We start from the raw sequence: 17,038 nt of genomic DNA, 5'->3' as shown, positions 1-17,038 counted from the left end.
GGGCTGATTATAGCGGGCTCGCAAGTCCACGCCCAGCGGCGTCTGGCAAGCGGTAGGCAGCTCGTCCGCCAGGTGATGAATGCCGGGCAATGCCGAACGTAGCTGGTGTACCGCGCCGAAGGGCAGACATTGGTACCAAGGGTGCTGGAACGTTCAGGCATTTTTAAGCTTCTTGTTGTTATGCTCGCCGCCCGAGACTCAGCCTACGCCCCCATACGACAGATGACGCCTGCCGAACCGCACCTCAGCTTGCCCTGGCCCGGCGCCAGGCCATTGCCCGATACCTTTTTCGATCGCGACGCACAGTTGCTGGCCCGCGAGTTGCTCGGCAAGGTCATCCGCCATCGCGTCGGCGCGTTGTGGCTGAGCGCACGGATCATCGAGACCGAGGCCTATTACCTGGTCGACAAGGGCAGCCATGCTTCGCTCGGCTACACCGAGAAGCGCAAGGCGCTGTTCGCTGATGGCGGGCACATCTATATGTACTACGCGCGCGGCGGTGATTCGCTGAACTTCAGCGCTCATGGGCCCGGCAACGCGGTGCTGATCAAATCCGCGCATCCCTGGGTCGATGCCATCAGCGGCCCCGATGCCCTGGCGGCGATGCAACGCAACAACCCAGGCAGCCTTGGCCAGGCGCGTGCGCCCGAACGCCTGTGCGCCGGGCAAACGCTGCTGTGCAAGGCCCTCGGCCTGAAAGTACCGGACTGGGATGCCCGCCGCTTCGACCCGCAACAGCTGTTCGTCGAGGACGTCGGCGAACGACCGCACTCGATCATCCAGTGTCCACGACTGGGCATTCCCAAGGGCCGCGACGAGCACCTGCCCTACCGTTTCGTTGATGCCGCCTACGCACGTCATTGCACACGCAACCCTTTGCGCCGTGGGCAGGTCGAAGGGCGTGACTATCGTTTGTTGAGCGTTGCAGGAGCAGAACGATGAGCGCCTGGCTGGATAACCTGACCACCTGGCTGAGTGGCAACCCACAATGGCTGGGTCTGGCGATCTTCCTTATCGCCCTGCTCGAGTGCCTGGCACTGGTGGGCATTCTGCTGCCCGGCGTAGTGCTGCTGTTCAGCGTGGCCCTGCTGGCCGGCAGCGGTGTGCTGACGCTGTGGCAGACCTTGCTGCTGGCCTACGCCGGAGCGCTGTGTGGCGACATGATGTCCTACGCTCTGGGCCGACGGTTCAAGCACAACATCGGCCGCCTGCCGGTGTTGCGTCACCATCCGCAGTGGATCCTGCGCGCCGAACTCTATTTCCGTCACTACGGTGTGGCCAGCCTGCTGGTCGGTCGTTTCATTGGCCCGCTGCGGCCGATGCTGCCCATGGTGGCCGGTATGCTGAACATGCCGCTGCTGCGTTTCGTTCTGGTCAGCCTGGTGGCGGCAGCCGGCTGGGCCGTGGCCTACCTGTTGCCGGGCTGGGCGACCGGTGCCGCCCTGCGTCTGCCGATGGCGGAAGGCTTCTGGACCGAGGCAGCGGTGCTGCTGGCCGGTATCGGCGTGATCCTGCTGCTAACCATTCAGGCCAGCCTGGCGGAAAAACCGCGGGCCAGCCTGCTGGGCGGAGGTCTCAGCCTGGCGCTGCTGATAGCCATTGTCATCGGCTGGCCGCACCTCGATGCGCTGGATCAGGGCCTGATGACTCTGGTACAGGAACAGCGCCAGACGCACCTGGACCAATGGATCGGCACCCTGACCCGACTGGGCGACTTCCATATCCAGCTGGTTGCGGCAGCCGTGCTGTGCATCTTGCTGTTGCTGGCACGCCGCTGGCGTCACCTGCTGTTCGCCGGCTCGACCCTGCTGGTCACTGCCCTGGGCAACACCACGCTCAAGCATGGCTTCGCGCGGGCGCGCCCCGACGTGCTGAGCGAGCCGCTGACCAGTTTCAGCTTTCCCAGCGGCCATAGCTCGGCAGCCTTTGCCTTCTTCCTGGTGCTGGGGGTGCTGGCCGGGCGCGGTCAATCGGCACGCCTGCGCCTGGCCTGGCTGGTGGTGGCGTGCCTGCCGGCCTTGGCGATCGCCTTGTCGCGGGTCTACCTGGGCGTGCACTGGCCCAGCGACATCATCGCCGGCGCCCTGCTGGCCTCGGCCATCTGCGGCCTGAGTCTGGCGCTGTGTCAGCGCCAGGAAACACTGCCAGCACTACCGGCGCGCCTGTGGTGGATCGTCCTGCCAGCCTGTATCGCGGTACTGGGCGCCATGGCGACCTGGCAGCTGTCCAACGCGCTGCTGCGCTATGCCTACTGACGCGTCGCCTCAGGCATCGCCCTGGAGCATTTCCAGCATGGCGTGCAGTTGCTCCAGACGCAGAGCCGGGTCATCGAGCTGAAGTAGCTGCAGTTTCTGCGCCGGCTCCAGCGGCAGCAGATAGGCCAGCTGATTGGCCAGTTGCTGCTGCCCGGCGACCACGCTCGTCATGTCCAGGCCCGCCACCAGTGGATGCTCGGCCAGGGCAGCGTGCAGTGCAGCCAGGTCGGCGTGCTCGGCCTGCAGTGGGCTGTTTGGCTGTTCCTCCAGCCACTGGACCTCGGCGACGGTCAGTTGATCCGGCAGAACCTGGGCGCGCTCGACGTGGAAACGCCGCCCGCCTTCGACGCGAATACCCAGCAGACCATTGGTGCGCTGCTGAAAGTCACGCACCAGAGCTTCGCAGCCAATGGCGGAGAAACGGCTGGCGGCCTCGCCGACTTCATCGCCCTCGACGATGCACACCACACCGAAACCACTGCCCTGTTTCATGCAGCGGCTGATCATGTCCAGGTAGCGCGCCTCGAATATCTGCAGGTCGAGCACGCAGCCGGGAAACAGCACGGTGTTGAGCGGGAATAGCGGGAGATTCATGGTTTCAAAGCCTGTTATCAATGCAATGGTGCCAGGGCATCGTTAACAGGCCGTTGAAAAACGTAGGCGAGGCAGGCAAGACAAGGCAAAAACGACCGAAAAAGCGCAGTTTACGTGTTGTAAATGAGCATTTTGAGGTCGTTTTTAACGAAGTATTGCCAACGCAGGTAGTTTTTCAACAGCCTGTTAATCGCCTGGCAGGCTCTCACAGCACCAGGACAATCGCCAGAGGCAACAGCACCGCGGTAATCACCCCCATCAGGCTCATCGCCAGCGCGGCGAATGCGCCGCACTCATCGCTCTCCTGCAGCGCCCGCGCCGTGCCCACGGCATGCGCGGTGATGCCCAGCGCCATGCCCTGCGCCGCCGGATGATGAACCCTGCACAGACGCAGAATGGACGGCCCGACGATGGCGCCTATGACCCCGGTAATCATCACGAACACCGCCGCCAGCGCCGCGATGCCGCCAATCTGATCGGCCACCAGCATGGCGATCGGCGAGGTCACCGATTTCGGCGCCATGCTCATCAGCATCAACCGCTCGGCGCCAAACAGCCAGGCCAGCCCTGCACCGAGCACGGTGGCGAAGGTGCCGGCGATCAGCAAGGTCAGGATGATCGGCCAGAACAGCTGGCGAATCCGTCGCAGATTGAGGTACAGCGGCACAGCCAGGGCCACCGTGGCCGGGCCGAGCAGCAGGGTCAGCGCCGCGACGCTGTTGCGGTACTCGGCGAAACTCAGACCGCAGAGCAGCAGAATGCCGATCACCGCGAGCATCGATACCAGCACCGGCTGCAGGAATACCCAGCGGGTGCGCTCGTAGGCGGCCATGGCCAACTGATAGGCGCCCAGGGTGATGCCGATGCCGAACAGCGGGTGATGGGTCAGCGCCTGCCAGGCGCCCTGCCAATCCGGAGTCATACGTCCTCCTGGCGCTGCTGGCGCTCGATCAGCTTCTGCATCAGCCAACCGGCGAAGGCCAGCGACACCAGCAACGACAGCACCAGTGCACCGACCACAGCCCAGAAGTCGGCGGCGATGTCGCTGGCATAGGCCATCACGCCCACGGCTGGTGGCACCAGAATCAGTGGCAGATATTTGAGCAGGCTGCTGGACGCGACGCTGAGCGGCTCCCCCACCTCGCCACGCAGCATGAGAAAGACGAACAACAACAGCATGCCGATGATCGGCCCGGGCAACATCGGCAGCAGCAGGACATTGATAACGGTGCCGAGCAACTGACACAGCACCAGCCAGGAAAGGCCGCGAAGCAGCATGTTTGAGGTCTCCAGAAGACGAACGATGGCCGTATTTCCGCTCGCGAGAGGGGATTCCGGGCATCTGTTGAGGCATGTCGGCCATTATAGGCGCGCTGGCCTCTGTATTGCTTCGTCAGGCAGGCCTATGCCGCGTCATTCATTACGCCAAGGCAGGCTTGACCCGATGCCGCCCCCATGATGATCTAGGCCGCAACGGTTTCACGCACACAAGAAAAACACCCGCGTCCTCAAGGAGGAACTATGCCGTTCGTACCCGTAGCAGAACTCAAGGACCACGTTGGCAAGGAACTCGGCAAGTCCGAGTGGCTGACCATCGACCAGCAGCGCATCAATCAGTTCGCCGAGTGCACCGGCGACCACCAGTTCATCCACGTCGACCCGGAAAAGGCCAAGCTGACACCCTTCGGCACCACCATCGCCCACGGCTTCCTGTCGCTGTCGCTGGTGCCGATGCTGATGGAAAAGATCATGATCATGCCGCAGGGCCTGAAGATGGCGGTTAACTACGGCCTCGACAGCGTGCGCTTCATCCAGCCGGTCAAGGTCGACTCCAAGGTGCGCCTGGTGGTGACGCTGACCGACGCCACCGAGAAGAACCCCGGCCAGTGGCTGCTCAAGGCGCGCGCCGTACTGGAGATCGAAGGTCAGGAGAAACCGGCCTATATCGCCGAGCCGCTGACCCTCTGCTTCGTCTGACCCTGCCTGTTCCCGTTTCCGGTGTCATCCGCCGGAGCGGGAACCTTCTCGCATCAGCAAAGCGTGCGACTCGGCAGCGCAAGCGTCCAGGCTTGCGGCATACTGCGGGCAAAGCACCGACCTGGACGTCCGTCATGAATCCCCTTGCCCTGCGTTTACTGCCTCTTTGCCTGTCTCTGCTGCTCGTCGGTTGCGACGAAGCACGCCCGCTGTTGCCAGCCAATGCCACCCTGCCTGATGGCGGTCAGTATCGCGGCGAGATAGTCGACGGGCTGCTGCAAGGCCCAGGGCGCCTGGACTACCGCAACGGCAGCTGGTTCGTCGGCCAGTTCAAGGACGGCATGCTCGAAGGCAGCGGGGAATGGCAAGGCCCCGGTGGTGAACACTACCTGGGCGAGTTCCACGAGGGCATGTTCCATGGCCAGGGCACCCTGACCTACAGTGATGGCAGCCGCTACCAGGGCGGTTTCGAACGCAACCGTTTCAGTGGCGTAGGCCTGCTGGAACAGGGTGGTCAGCGCTACCAGGGTGAATTTCTCAACGACCGTTTCCATGGCCTGGGCAAACTGGAGATGGCCGACGGCAGCAGCTTTCAGGGCCAGTTCGTCAAGGGCCAGCCGGAAGGCCAGGGCGTACGCAGTGACGCCTACGGCAACCAGTACAGCGGCGTGTTCGCCCAAGGGCTGCTCAGTGGCCAGGGCAGTTACCACAATGCCGATGGCGACAACTACAGCGGCGGTTTTCAGAATGACGAATTCCACGGCAAGGGCCGTTACCAGAGCGCCAGCGGCGAAACCTGGGCCGGGGAGTTCATCGATGGCGTGATGCAGGGCCCCGGTGAATACACCGACGGCGCCGGCACCCGTTATCTCGGCGAGTTCGCCGACTGGCAGTACGAAGGCGAAGGCCTGCTCACCCTGACCGATGGCAGTGCCTATCGGGGGCGTTTCTCGGGTGGCGAGTACAGCGGCGAAGGCACCCTGACCCTGGCCGACGGCAGTCGCCAGTCCGGCACCTGGCAGCGCGGCCGCCTGGTACGTGACGCACAGGGCAAGGTGCTGCCCGACAGCCTCGAGCTGGGCCTGCTGCAGCAAGGGCAGCTGCTCGATGAAGCCATCGCCGCGATTCCAACTTCAACCCCGGCGCGCGAGCTGTATGCGTTGACCCTGGCCGGCGACGGCAAGCAAAGCGTCTTCATGCGCGAAGCCGACTACGTCAGCCGGCTGATGCGCGAGCGCTTCGGCGCCTATGGCAGCATCAGCCTGATCAACCATCGCGACCATCTCGCCGACCGCCCACTGGCCACCCGCGAGAATCTCACCCGCGTGGTGCAAGCCCTGGCCGAACGCAGTGGCGAAGAAGACCTGATCTTCATCTACCTGACCAGCCACGGCTCGCGCCGTCACGAGCTCAATCTCGATCAGCCGCGCCTGCAACTGGCCGATCTGCCCGCCAGCGAGCTGGCCGCCCTGCTCGCTCCACTCAAGCAGCGCAACAAGGTGGTGGTGATCTCCGCCTGCTATTCCGGTGGTTTCATCCCGCCACTCAAGGACGAAAAGACCCTGGTGATGACCGCCGCGCGTGCCGACCGGGTGTCCTTCGGCTGCAGCGAGGAGAACGACTTCACCTACTTCGGCCGCGCCCTGTTCGCCGAGGCGCTGGGCGAGACCGACAACCTCGAGCGGGCCTTCGAACTGGCCAAGGAACGCGTCGCCGAGCGTGAGCAGAGCGACGGCTTCGAACCTTCCGAACCGCAGATCTGGGCGCCACGCGGCGTACTCCAGCACTGGCGCAACCTGCGCCAGAGCCAGGCCGAGCGTGCGCTCAGTGCCGTGGCCAGCGGTCCGGCAAAGGACTAAGCTGAACTGTAACGGACAAGAGACAACCGCATGTACCTGACCCCGCAGCACATCCTTATCGCCGGCGCCACCGGACTCACCGGTGAACACCTGCTCGACCGCCTGCTCAGCGAGCCGACGGTCGCCCGCGTGCTGGCGCCTACCCGTCGCCCCTTGGCCGCCCACCCGCACCTGGAAAACCCGGTGGGCGACCTGCAAGCGCTGCTGCCGCAGCTTTCCGGCCAGGTCGATACCGCGTTCTGCTGCCTGGGCAGCACCATCAAGCAGGCTGGCTCGCAGGAAGCCTTCCGCGCCGTCGACCACGATCTGGTGCTGGCCTTCGCCCGCCGCGCTCGCGAGCTGGGCGCACGGCATCTGGTGGTGATCAGCGCGTTGGGCGCCAACCCCAACTCCTCGGTGTTCTACAACCGCGTCAAGGGCGAGACCGAAGAAGCGCTGAAAGCCCTGGACTGGCCGCAACTGACCATCGCCCGCCCGTCGCTGCTGCTCGGTGCGCGGCACGAATTTCGTCTTGGCGAGCGTCTGGCGGCACCATTGCTGCGCTGGCTGCCGGGCAAGTACCGCGGCATCGACGCCTGCGCCCTGGCCCGTGCACTCTGGCGCCTGGCCCTGGAAGAGGAAGATGGCGTGCGCGTGATAGAGTCTTCCGACCTGCGCCGTCTGGGGCGCTGATGCCGTGGATGAAGCGATGAAACCGACAAGCCTGATCGAGGCCCTGCAAGACGCCGACATGCTGGAGATCGACGGCCTGTATGCCTGGCAGTTCGACCTCGACACCGAATTGCTGGCGCAGATCAGCGCCGGCACGGCGGGCAGCGACAGCGCCGCCAAACCGTTGCTGCAGGTGCACTGCATCGATGGCCGCGAGCGCCGCCTGTGGAAGTTTTCCCTGGCTTCGGTGCAGGCTGCGCGGTACAGCGAAACGGACGACAGCTGGCTGATCGAAGGCAACGAAGTCAGCCACAGCCTCAAGTGCTTCGCCGCCTACCGCGGCGATAACGATGACGACGACGGGCAAGACGAAGCCTGAGCCATGGGCCTCTATGACCGCCACGTGCTGCCGCATCTGATCGATTTCGCCTGCGGCATGGGCGCGGTGATGAAGGCACGTTCGCAGATCGTGCCGCTGGCCAAGGGCCGAGTGCTGGAGATCGGCATCGGCACGGGTCTAAATCTGAGTTTCTACGATCCGCAGCGAGTCGACCTGGTCGTCGGCGTCGATCCGTCCGCCGACATGCAGCACCTGGCCCGCGACCGCGCCGCACGTTGCCAGGTGCCGGTGGAAATGATCGCCCTGGAGCTGGGCCAGATTCAGGCTGAGGACGCCAGCTTCGACGACATCGTCTGCACCTTCACCCTCTGCACCATCCCCGATGCGGTGGCCGCACTGGGCGAAATGCGCCGGGTGCTGAAACCCGGTGGTCGTTTGCTGTTCTGCGAACACGGCCTGGCGCCCGACCTGCCGGTGGTGCGCTGGCAACGTCGCCTCACCCCGTTGTGGAAGCCGCTGGCCGGCGGCTGCCACCTGGACCGCGACATACCCGCACTGATCACGGCCGGCGGCTTTCATATCCGCCAGCTGGATACCGGCTACCTGAAGGGACCCAGACCCATGACCCACGTCTATCGCGGCTGGGCCGACTGAGCATCGCCCTGATGCTCGCATACTCGGCATAGAGGGCCATACTGCAGAACAGGCTGCTGGAACTCTGCCCATGGAAGTCGACCCGCGCATGAAGCCCCTCTTTTCACCCCGCCTCGTTCACCTGCTGCTGTGCCTGAGCCTGAGCCTGCTGGGCTGCGCCTGGAGCACTGCCGTAGAGGCACGAACGGTCAGGGTCGGCGTATACGCCAACGAGCCAAAGATCTTTGCTGATGCCAGCGGGCAACCATCAGGCATTCTCGGTGAACTGCTGCAGGCCATTGCCAAAGAGGAACGCTGGCAACTGCAGACCGTGCCCTGCGCCTGGCAGCAATGCCTGAAGCTGGTGCAGGACGGCGATATAGACCTGTTACCGGACGTCGCCTTCAGCGAGGAGCGCGCACAACTGATGGACTTTCATCAGGTGCCTTCGCTATTCAGTTGGTCGCAGCTGTACAGCCACGAAGAACTGCGCCTGCAGAGCGTGCTCGACCTGCGCGGCCTGCGCATCGCAGCACTGGAGGGGTCGATTCAGTTCCAGTATCTGCAGAGCCTGCTCGACAGCTTCGGCCTGCAGGCGCAGATGATTCCACTCAGCGACCTGAGCCAGGGCTTTGCCATGGTGCGCACTGAGCAGGCCGATGCAGTGGTAGCCAATCAGCTGTTCGGTGACTACCACGCCTCCAGCTACCGCCTGAGCGCGACACCGATTATGTTCCAGCCCGCACAGCTGTTCTACGCCACACGCAAGGGCGAAAACGCCGAGCTGCTAAGCGCCATCGACCAGCACCTGCAAAATTGGCAATCAGCGCCCGGCTCTATCTACTTTCAGGTGCTGCAGCGCTGGAGCGGCGCGCCTCAGCAGCGCAGCGTTCCCGTCCTGTTCTGGTGGGGACTGGCGCTGCTCGCTGCGCTGCTGACCCTGGCCATTGGCGGCAGCCTGCTGCTGCGCCGCCAGGTCGCGGACAAGACCCGACACCTCAAGACCAGCGAAGCCCGTCTGAACACCATCCTCGACAGCGTCGAAGCGCATATCTACATCAAGGACCCACAACTGCGTTATCAGTACGCCAACCGCAAGGTCTGCGAGTTGTTCGGCCGCAGCGCCGACCAGGTCATCGGGCATAGCGATGTAGACTTTTTCGACAGCGACACGGCACAGGCGCTAGGCATCAACGATCGGCGCGTGCTGGCTGGCGAGCGCATCGAGAGCGAGGAAACCAACCGTGATCGCTACGGCCGTAACGAGCGCACCTACTTTTCGGTGAAGCTGCCGCTGCGTGCGGCCGACGGTAGCATCTACGCCCTGTGTGGCATTTCCACCGACATCACCGAGCACAAGAGGAATCTCGAACAGATCCATCAGCTCGCCTATTACGACGCGCTCACCGGCCTGCCCAATCGCCGTCTACTGCTCGAACACCTGCAGTTCGCCCTGGCCCGCAGCGCGCGTAGCCGGCGTGAAGGCGCGCTGCTATTCATCGATCTGGACAATTTCAAGCAGCTCAATGACACCCTCGGCCACGACATGGGCGATCTGCTGCTGCAGAAGGTCAGCGAACGGCTGCTCAACCAGGTACGTCTCGAGGACAGCCTGTCGCGCCTTGGTGGTGATGAGTTCGTGCTGATTCTGGAAAGCCTCGACCCCGACCCTGAGGTGGCCATCGCCGCCATCGAGCACGTCGCCGACAAACTGCTGCGCGCCCTGGCCACACCATTCGAGCTGCCCGGCTATAGCCACAGCGGTAGCGCCAGCATCGGTGTGGCACTGTTCTCACAGCCTCATGAAAAGCCCGAGGAGCTGCTCAAGCACGCCGATCTGGCCATGTACGAAGCCAAGGCCGCCGGACGCAATACCCTGTGCTTCTTCGATCCGCGCATGCAGCAGGCGCTGGCAGCCCGCGCCACCCTGGAACACGAACTGCGCCGCGCCCTGAGCGATGATCAACTGCTTCTGCACTACCAGCCGCAAGTGGATGAACAGGGTGAGTTGCTCGGCGCCGAGGCCCTGGTACGCTGGCAACATCCGCAGCGTGGCCTGGTGCCACCCGGCGAGTTCATCCCGCTGGCGGAAAGCACCGGGCTGATCCTGCCCATGGGCCGCTGGATTCTGCACACTGCCTGTCAGCAACTCGCCTCATGGGCCAATGACCCCCAGCGCGCCGAGCTGACCGTGGCGATCAACGTCAGCGCCCGCCAGTTCCATCACCCGGACTTCGTCACCGATGTGCTCACCGCGCTGCAGGAAACCGGAGCCAACCCGCACAGGCTGGAACTGGAGCTGACCGAAAGCCAGCTGGTCCAGGACATCGAAGCGCTGATCAACAAGATGGAGCAACTCAGGGCCCACGGCGTGCGTTTCTCGCTGGACGACTTCGGTACCGGCTACTCATCGCTCAGCTACCTGAAACGCCTGCCACTCGATCAGTTGAAGATCGACCGCAGCTTCGTTCGCGATCTGCTCGACAATGCCAGCGACACCGCCATCGTCCGGACCATTCTCGCCCTGGGTAAGGCGCTGGAGTTGCGTGTCATCGCCGAAGGCGTCGAGAGCCAGGCTCAGCGCGATGCCTTGCTACGCCTGGGCTGTCGCCACTTTCAGGGCTACCTGTATGGCGTCCCGCAGCCGGCCGAACAGATCGGCGTCTACGGCAGGGCCACTCTAGACCTGCACCCGAGCTAAGCCTGAGGTTTCAGGCGCGCGCCGTCTCACGCAGCGCCAGGCTGTCCACCAACCCGGCAGCGATCACCATACCCACCAGCTCCGGCAGACTTTCGGCCTGCATGCGCTTCATCACCCGCGAACGATACAGATCGACGGTCTTCACGCTGATATCGAGCTGCTCGGCGACTTCGCGGTTGGTGTAGCCGCGCACCAGCGGCAGCAGCACGTCGCGCTCGCGCGGGGTGAGCTGATCGAGCCGCGCCTGCACCTCGGCCAGACGAGGATCCTGCTTCGCTAGCGGCGCGCGACGCTCCAGCGCCTGCTGCACACTGTCGAGCAGTAGTTGCTCGTTGTAGGGCTTTTCGATGAAGTCCACCGCGCCGGCCTTGAACGCGCGCACGACGATGGGCACATCGGCGTGACCGCTGACGAAGATCACCGGCAGATCGATGCCGCGCGCACGCATTTCCTCCTGCACGTTCAGCCCGCCCATGCCCGGCATGCGCACGTCGAGTAGTACACAGGCATTGGCGCTGGGGTCGCAGGCCTCGAGAAAGGCGCGGCCACTGGTAAAGGGCACGCCGGTCAGGCCCACCGACTCCAGCAGCCAGAGCGTCGAGTCGAGCATGCCCTGGTCGTCATCGACCACATAAACCAGTTGTTGCATCTACGTGCTGCTCCTCTTGTTGTTATGCGTTTCATCGGTCGCGGCTACGACTGCATGGATGCAGGAGGTAGAGCGAAGCAGGATGCCCGAGCCGAAAGCCCCTCCCACAGTTTGCATGCCCCGTGGGAGGGGCTTTAGCCGCGACTGTTCGACAACGACTCATCGTCCCTGCCCAGCGGCAAGCGGCATTCCAGACACAGCCCTCCGCCCTCGGCCGGAAAGGCCTCCAGCGCCCCGCCGAAGCCTTCGACGATGCTGCGGCTCATGGACAGACCAAGCCCCAGGCCATCGGCCTTGCTGGTGTAGAACGGCGTGAACAGCTTGCCCATCTGCTCGTCGCTGACACCCGGCCCCTGGTCGATCACCCGGATCCTCAGGTTGCCGTTGCCCTCGTCCGCCTCCAGGCGTATCTGCGATGCGCTGTCCGGATGCTGGTCGCGATTCGCCTCGATGGCATTGCGCAGCAGATTCAGCAGCACCTGTTCGAGCAGCACGCGGTCGGCAAATACCGGCGGCAGATTGTCCGGCAAGGCGTCGCTGACCGCCACCTGCGCCGTGCTCGCCTCCCAGTTGCACAAACGCACCGCTTCGCGCGCCACCTCGGCCAGGTTCAGCGCCTGCATGCGCCGCTGACCCTTGCGCAGGAAGGCGCGCAGACGCTTGATCACCGCCGAGGCGTGGTTGGCGTGCTCGGTGATACGCCCCAGGCCCTGAGCCACCTTGTCGACACCGGCCGGATCACCGCCGATGCCCTGCAGGTAGCGCTGGCTGGCGCTGGCGTAATTGACCACCGCCGCCAGCGGCTGGTTGATCTCGTGGGCGATGCCCGAGGCCAGTTCACCCAGGGTGATCAGCCGCGTGGTGTGCGCCAGCTCGTCTTCCAGGCGGCGTTTGTTCTCCTCGGCCTGGATGCGCGCGGTGATGTCGCGCGACACGCTGACCACCTCCACCACCGCGCCGGTGTAGGTCTCGCGGATGGCGCGGCTGGCGGTCTCGAACCACAGGTAGTGCCCGTCGCGGTGGCGGATGCGGTAGGTCATGGTGTGATAACCATCCTGCTCCAGCGCCTCGCGCGCCTGCTTGGCTTGCTGCAGCTGGTCCTGCGGATGCAGCAGGCCGTCGACCGCCATGCCGCGCAGTTCTTCCGGCCAGTAGCCGAGCAGCGTCCAGCTTGCAGGCGTGGCATCGAGAAACACGCCGTCCGGCGTGTGGCGGGAAATCAGATCGGTGGTGTTCTCGGTGATCAGGCGGTACAGCCGTCGCGCCCTTGCGGCTTCACGCTGCTCGCGGATTTCCTGGGTCGCTTCGCGGCAGCGCGCCAGCACTCGCTGCTCTGCCACGTCGGGGATAAAGTTCCAGATCAGGATGCGCTCGCCGTCCTGTGCCTCCACCGCCTCGATGGCCCGCGACTGCTGCAGGCAGGCGCGCACCAGCGGCAGATGATTGACCGGCAACAGCGCCCCGACCTGCGCCAACGAACGCTCGCCGAGTAGCGTCTGCAACGCCTGGTTGAACTCCAGCGGGTGCGCCTGTTCATCAAGCAGCAACGCCGGCTGCGGATCGGCCGATAGTAGCGGCGCGCTGCGCGCCATACCACCAGCCAGACCGACCAGTTGCGCCAGTAACTCGCGCAGCCAGGGCAACCATTCCAAGCCGGCGTTTTCGTCCACCTGCAGCAGCAACAGACCGGCGCCCCCCTCCTCCAGGCTCAGCGCCAGCGCCTGACCGTGATGAATCGCGGCGCGGCGCAGTCGCCCGGCCAGCCAGCAGGGCAGCTGACGCACAGTCTCCAGGCTCAGGCAGGGCTGCGTCGTCAACGCCTCGAACAAAGCCTGATCGCTGGCGGCCAGCGGATCACCCTGCCCCGGCGGCAAGCGTGGCCCACCATCGTCCTGGGCATAGGTGCGGCTGGCCGGCTGCCAGCTCAGGTACCAGGCCTGGCGTACCTGTGGGCAGCCAAGCACGGCGCGACGCAAAGCGGCCGCCCGCTCGTCGAGGGAGGGTGCTTCGCGCTGGATGCGCAGCCAGGCCTGCAGCGGCACGGCCGCCTGATCGCTTGAAAGAGTCATATAGTAATTATTCTATAAAACCTTGGTACAACTTCCATAAAAAATAGAAATGACCTATAAATTACCGCCAGCAAGCTTCGGTAATGCCTGCATCATTACCGGAATAACCAGAGCTAACAATCAGCCAAAGGTGTATCCGCCATGTCGATCTACGAGCAGGGCCTCGGCCGCGCCGCCGTCAACCACGTCGCCCTCAGTCCCCTGAGCTTTATCGAACGTACCGCGGCGGTATACCCGCACTACCCGGCCGTGGTGCATGGCTCGATTCGTCGTAACTGGGCCGAGACCTATGCGCGTTGCCGGCGCCTGGCCTCGGCGCTGGCCGGCCGAGGCATCGGCCAGGGCGACACGGTGGCGGTGATGCTGCCGAACATCCCGGCCATGCTCGAAGCGCATTTCGGCGTGCCGATGATCGGCGCGGTGCTCAACACCCTCAACGTGCGCCTGGATGCCGAAGCCATCGCCTTCATGCTGCAGCATGGCGAAGCCAAGGTGGTGATCGCCGACCGCGAGTTCTTCGATGTGATCCACGCCGCCATCGGCATGCTCGATCACCCGCCGCTGGTGATCGATGTCGACGACCCCGAGTACGGCGAAGGCCAGGCGGTCAGCGAGCTGGACTACGAGGCCTTCCTCGCCGAGGGCGACCCGGAATTCGCCTGGCAGTGGCCGACGGACGAGTGGCAGGCAATCAGCCTCAACTACACCTCCGGCACCACCGGCAACCCCAAGGGCGTGGTCTATCACCACCGTGGCGCCTTCCTCAACGCCATGGGCAACCAGATGACCTGGGCCATGGGCAACCACCCGGTCTACCTGTGGACGTTGCCGATGTTCCACTGCAACGGCTGGTGCTACCCCTGGACCATCACCGCCCTGGCCGGTGTGCACGTGTTCCTGCGCCGCGTCGACCCGGCGAAGATCCTCACCCTGATCCGCGACGAGCAGGTCACCCACCTGTGCGGCGCGCCCATCGTGCTCAACGCGCTGGTGAACATGCCGGCCGAGGCCAAGGCGGCCATCGATCATCCGGTCAAGGCCATGGTCGCCGGCGCCGCGCCACCGGCCAAGGTAATCGGCGCGGTGGAAGAAATGGGCATCGCCGTGACCCACGTCTACGGCCTCACCGAGGTCTACGGCCCGGTGACCCTGTGCGCCTGGCACGCCGAATGGGACGCGCTGCCGCTTGAGGAACGCGCCACCATCAAGGCGCGCCAGGGCGTGCGCTACCCGACCCTGGAAGGGGTAATGGTCGCCGACCCGAAAACCCTGGAACCGGTGCCACGTGACGGCCAGACCATTGGCGAGATCTTCATGCGCGGCAACACCGTGATGAAGGGCTACCTGAAGAACCCCAGCGCCACCGCCGAGGCCTTCGAGGGTGGCTGGTTCCACACCGGCGACCTGGGCGTGTGCCACGCCGACGGCTACGTGGAAATCCGCGACCGCCTCAAGGACATCATCATCTCCGGCGGCGAGAACATCTCCACCATCGAGGTAGAGGGCGTGCTCTATCGCCACCCGGCGGTGCTGGAGGCGGCTGTGGTAGCCCGCCCGGACGAGAAATGGGGCGAGACACCCTGCGCCTTCATCACCCTGAAGACCGGCCAGCAGGCCAGCGACAGCGAAATCATGACCTTCTGCCGCGAGCACCTGGCCGGCTTCAAGGTGCCCAAGACCGTGGTCTTCACCCAGTTGCCCAAGACCAGCACCGGCAAGATCCAGAAGTTCGTCCTGCGCGATATGGCCAAGGCCCTCTGATCACGTAGCCCGGATGCAATCCGGGGACGGCGATCCGGATTCCCCGGATTGCATCCGGGCTACGGCAAAACCGCACCGTTTGCACAACAACAAGAACCGGCCCAGGCGGCCGACGGAGAACCCTCATGCAAATTTTCAAGCGCCGTGACGGCGACGAACAACCGCACTGGCCCCTCGGCCCGTTCAAGGTACGCCTGCCATTCGTGCACTACCGCTGGGAAACCGCCGAGATGCTGCAGGCGCTGATCATGTTCGTGGTCAGCCTGGCGATGATCCCGCTGCTGGAGAAGTACCTCGGCCTGCCCTACGACGTGGCCCTGGCCTACGTGGTGGTGTGCGGCATCGGCTTCATGCTGCCGGCACTGCTCGGCGTGCCTTTCGTACCCGGCTGGATCACCCCCGGCATCCCGGTGGTGCTGCTGTTTCTCGGCAATTTCGAACCCGGCCCGCAGGCCATCCAGGCCCTGTTCGCCCTGCAGTTCCTGGTGTTCGTGATCTTCCTCGTGCTCGGCGTCACCCGCCTGGGCAGTGCCCTGGTGCGGCTGATCCCCAACTCGATGAAGGGTGGCATCATCATCGGTGCCGGCATCGCCGCGCTGATGGGCGAGATCAGCGCCGGCGGCCGCCTGGCCAACACGCCGATCTCCCTGGTGCTGGGCAGCCTGATCTGCCTGTACCTAATGTTCTCGGTGTCGTTCAAGGGCCTGACCGAGCGCGTGCCAATGGCGCGCAAGATCGTCAACTACGGCATGGTGCCGGGCATGCTGATCGCCATCTTCATCGGCATCGGCGTGGGCGAGTACAAGATGCCGGACGTCAAATGGGGCATCACCGCGCCGGCCTTCGGCGAGATGTGGAACTACCTGCCGTTCAATGTCGGCTTCCCCGGCCTCGACGTATTCCTGCTGGCCGTGCCCACCGCGGTGATCGCCTACGTGATCGCCTTCGGCGACATCATCGTCGGCCAGTCGCTGATGCAGCGCGCCGATGAACTGCGCACCGACGAGGTGATCGAAAACAACGTCGACCGCGTACACCTGGTGACCGCCTTGCGCAACGCGCTGCACGCCTTCTTCGCGCCCTACCCGGGCCTGGCTGGCCCGCTGTGGACGGCCGTGGCGGCGACCATGGCCGAGCGCTACAAGTACGGGCGCAAGGCGATGGATTCGATATACAGCGGCGCCGGCACCTTCTGGATCACCGGCTTCGCCGCGCTGTTCATGCTGCCGCTGGTCAGTTTCTTCCAGCCGGTGCTGCCGATCGCCCTGTCGCTGACGCTGATCCTCACCGGCTACATCTGCCTGATGGTCGGCTTCGAGCAACTGAACAACAACACCGAGCGCGGCATCGCCGGCACCATGGGTGTGGTGCTCGCCGTCTACGGCGCGGGCTGGGGCCTGGCCGCAGGCGCGGCGCTGTACATTCTGGTCGAACGTACCCATCTGCTTAAATTCACCAGCGTCAAGGATAAGCCGCAAAGTCCGGCGGAAGCCGACTGACGGATTTCGTTCCACACGCGCCGCGCTCGTCGCGGCGCCATTGCTGTCGA

The 17,038-nt window shown here is 64.6% G+C and carries 15 protein-coding genes; 10 read left to right on the top strand and 5 right to left on the bottom strand.

All coding sequences use genetic code 11. The features are described from left to right. Window positions 1-222: 222 nt before the first annotated feature. Window positions 223-942 (top strand): DNA-3-methyladenine glycosylase, encoded by a 720-nt coding sequence (locus BLR77_RS14965; protein WP_074679129.1) that lies wholly within the window; start codon window positions 223-225, stop codon window positions 940-942. Then, complete coding sequence (locus BLR77_RS14960; protein ID WP_074679127.1) at window positions 939-2,255, top strand: bifunctional DedA family/phosphatase PAP2 family protein; 1,317 nt, start codon at window positions 939-941, stop codon at window positions 2,253-2,255. The genes BLR77_RS14965 and BLR77_RS14960 overlap by 4 nt, the downstream gene beginning before the upstream one ends. Window positions 2,256-2,264: 9 nt before the next feature. On the opposite strand, the gene BLR77_RS14955 is transcribed toward BLR77_RS14960, so the two are convergent. From BLR77_RS14955 to BLR77_RS14945, 3 genes are all read right to left on the bottom strand, one after another. After that, entirely contained in the window at window positions 2,265-2,849 is a 585-nt protein-coding gene (locus BLR77_RS14955; protein WP_074679125.1) for an LON peptidase substrate-binding domain-containing protein, read from the bottom strand. Between the two features lie 205 nt (window positions 2,850-3,054). Next, entirely contained in the window at window positions 3,055-3,771 is a 717-nt protein-coding gene (locus BLR77_RS14950; RefSeq protein ID WP_074679123.1) for an LrgB family protein, read from the bottom strand. After that, window positions 3,768-4,127, bottom strand: a complete 360-nt coding sequence (locus tag BLR77_RS14945; protein ID WP_074679121.1) for a CidA/LrgA family protein — start codon at window positions 4,125-4,127, stop codon at window positions 3,768-3,770. The genes BLR77_RS14950 and BLR77_RS14945 overlap by 4 nt, the downstream gene beginning before the upstream one ends. Before the next feature lie 243 nt (window positions 4,128-4,370). On the opposite strand from BLR77_RS14945, the gene BLR77_RS14940 reads away from it, so the two are divergent. The 6 genes from BLR77_RS14940 (at window position 4,371) to BLR77_RS14915 (ending at window position 11,010) form a co-directional block, all read left to right on the top strand. After that, window positions 4,371-4,826, top strand: a complete 456-nt coding sequence (locus BLR77_RS14940; RefSeq protein WP_074679119.1) for a MaoC family dehydratase — start codon at window positions 4,371-4,373, stop codon at window positions 4,824-4,826. A 134-nt stretch (window positions 4,827-4,960) separates the two neighbouring features. Further along, window positions 4,961-6,685 carry a C13 family peptidase gene (locus BLR77_RS14935; RefSeq protein WP_074679117.1) on the top strand — a complete coding sequence of 575 codons (1,725 nt, stop codon included), beginning with the start codon at window positions 4,961-4,963 and terminating at the stop codon, window positions 6,683-6,685. Between the two features lie 30 nt (window positions 6,686-6,715). Then, entirely contained in the window at window positions 6,716-7,357 is a 642-nt protein-coding gene (locus BLR77_RS14930) for an oxidoreductase (RefSeq protein ID WP_074679115.1), read from the top strand. A gap of 16 nt (window positions 7,358-7,373) precedes the next feature. Beyond that, entirely contained in the window at window positions 7,374-7,715 is a 342-nt protein-coding gene (locus BLR77_RS14925) for a DUF5629 family protein (RefSeq protein WP_074679113.1), read from the top strand. A gap of 3 nt (window positions 7,716-7,718) precedes the next feature. Further along, window positions 7,719-8,330 carry a class I SAM-dependent methyltransferase gene (locus tag BLR77_RS14920; RefSeq protein ID WP_074679111.1) on the top strand — a complete coding sequence of 204 codons (612 nt, stop codon included), beginning with the start codon at window positions 7,719-7,721 and terminating at the stop codon, window positions 8,328-8,330. A 70-nt stretch (window positions 8,331-8,400) separates the two neighbouring features. After that, on the top strand, window positions 8,401-11,010 hold the full coding sequence (locus tag BLR77_RS14915) for an EAL domain-containing protein (protein ID WP_238380579.1): 2,610 nt from the start codon (window positions 8,401-8,403) through the stop codon (window positions 11,008-11,010). A 10-nt stretch (window positions 11,011-11,020) separates the two neighbouring features. On the opposite strand, the gene BLR77_RS14910 is transcribed toward BLR77_RS14915, so the two are convergent. Both BLR77_RS14910 and BLR77_RS14905 read right to left on the bottom strand, forming a co-directional pair. After that, window positions 11,021-11,659, bottom strand: coding sequence for a response regulator transcription factor (locus tag BLR77_RS14910; RefSeq protein ID WP_074679109.1), 639 nt, complete (start codon window positions 11,657-11,659; stop codon window positions 11,021-11,023). Window positions 11,660-11,793: 134 nt separating this feature from the next. After that, window positions 11,794-13,728 (bottom strand): sensor histidine kinase, encoded by a 1,935-nt coding sequence (locus BLR77_RS14905; RefSeq protein ID WP_083366075.1) that lies wholly within the window; start codon window positions 13,726-13,728, stop codon window positions 11,794-11,796. Window positions 13,729-13,869: 141 nt separating this feature from the next. On the opposite strand from BLR77_RS14905, the gene BLR77_RS14900 reads away from it, so the two are divergent. Continuing rightward, window positions 13,870-15,489 carry an acyl-CoA synthetase gene (locus BLR77_RS14900; protein WP_074679107.1) on the top strand — a complete coding sequence of 540 codons (1,620 nt, stop codon included), beginning with the start codon at window positions 13,870-13,872 and terminating at the stop codon, window positions 15,487-15,489. Window positions 15,490-15,614: 125 nt separating this feature from the next. Further along, window positions 15,615-16,988 (top strand): solute carrier family 23 protein, encoded by a 1,374-nt coding sequence (locus BLR77_RS14895; RefSeq protein ID WP_074679105.1) that lies wholly within the window; start codon window positions 15,615-15,617, stop codon window positions 16,986-16,988. The last annotated feature ends 50 nt before the right edge of the window (window positions 16,989-17,038 follow it).

It is taken from the genome of Ectopseudomonas alcaliphila, from assembly GCF_900101755.1.
Lineage (GTDB): Bacteria > Pseudomonadota > Gammaproteobacteria > Pseudomonadales > Pseudomonadaceae > Aquipseudomonas > Aquipseudomonas alcaliphila.
This window is presented reverse-complemented; position numbering and strand designations above follow the sequence as displayed.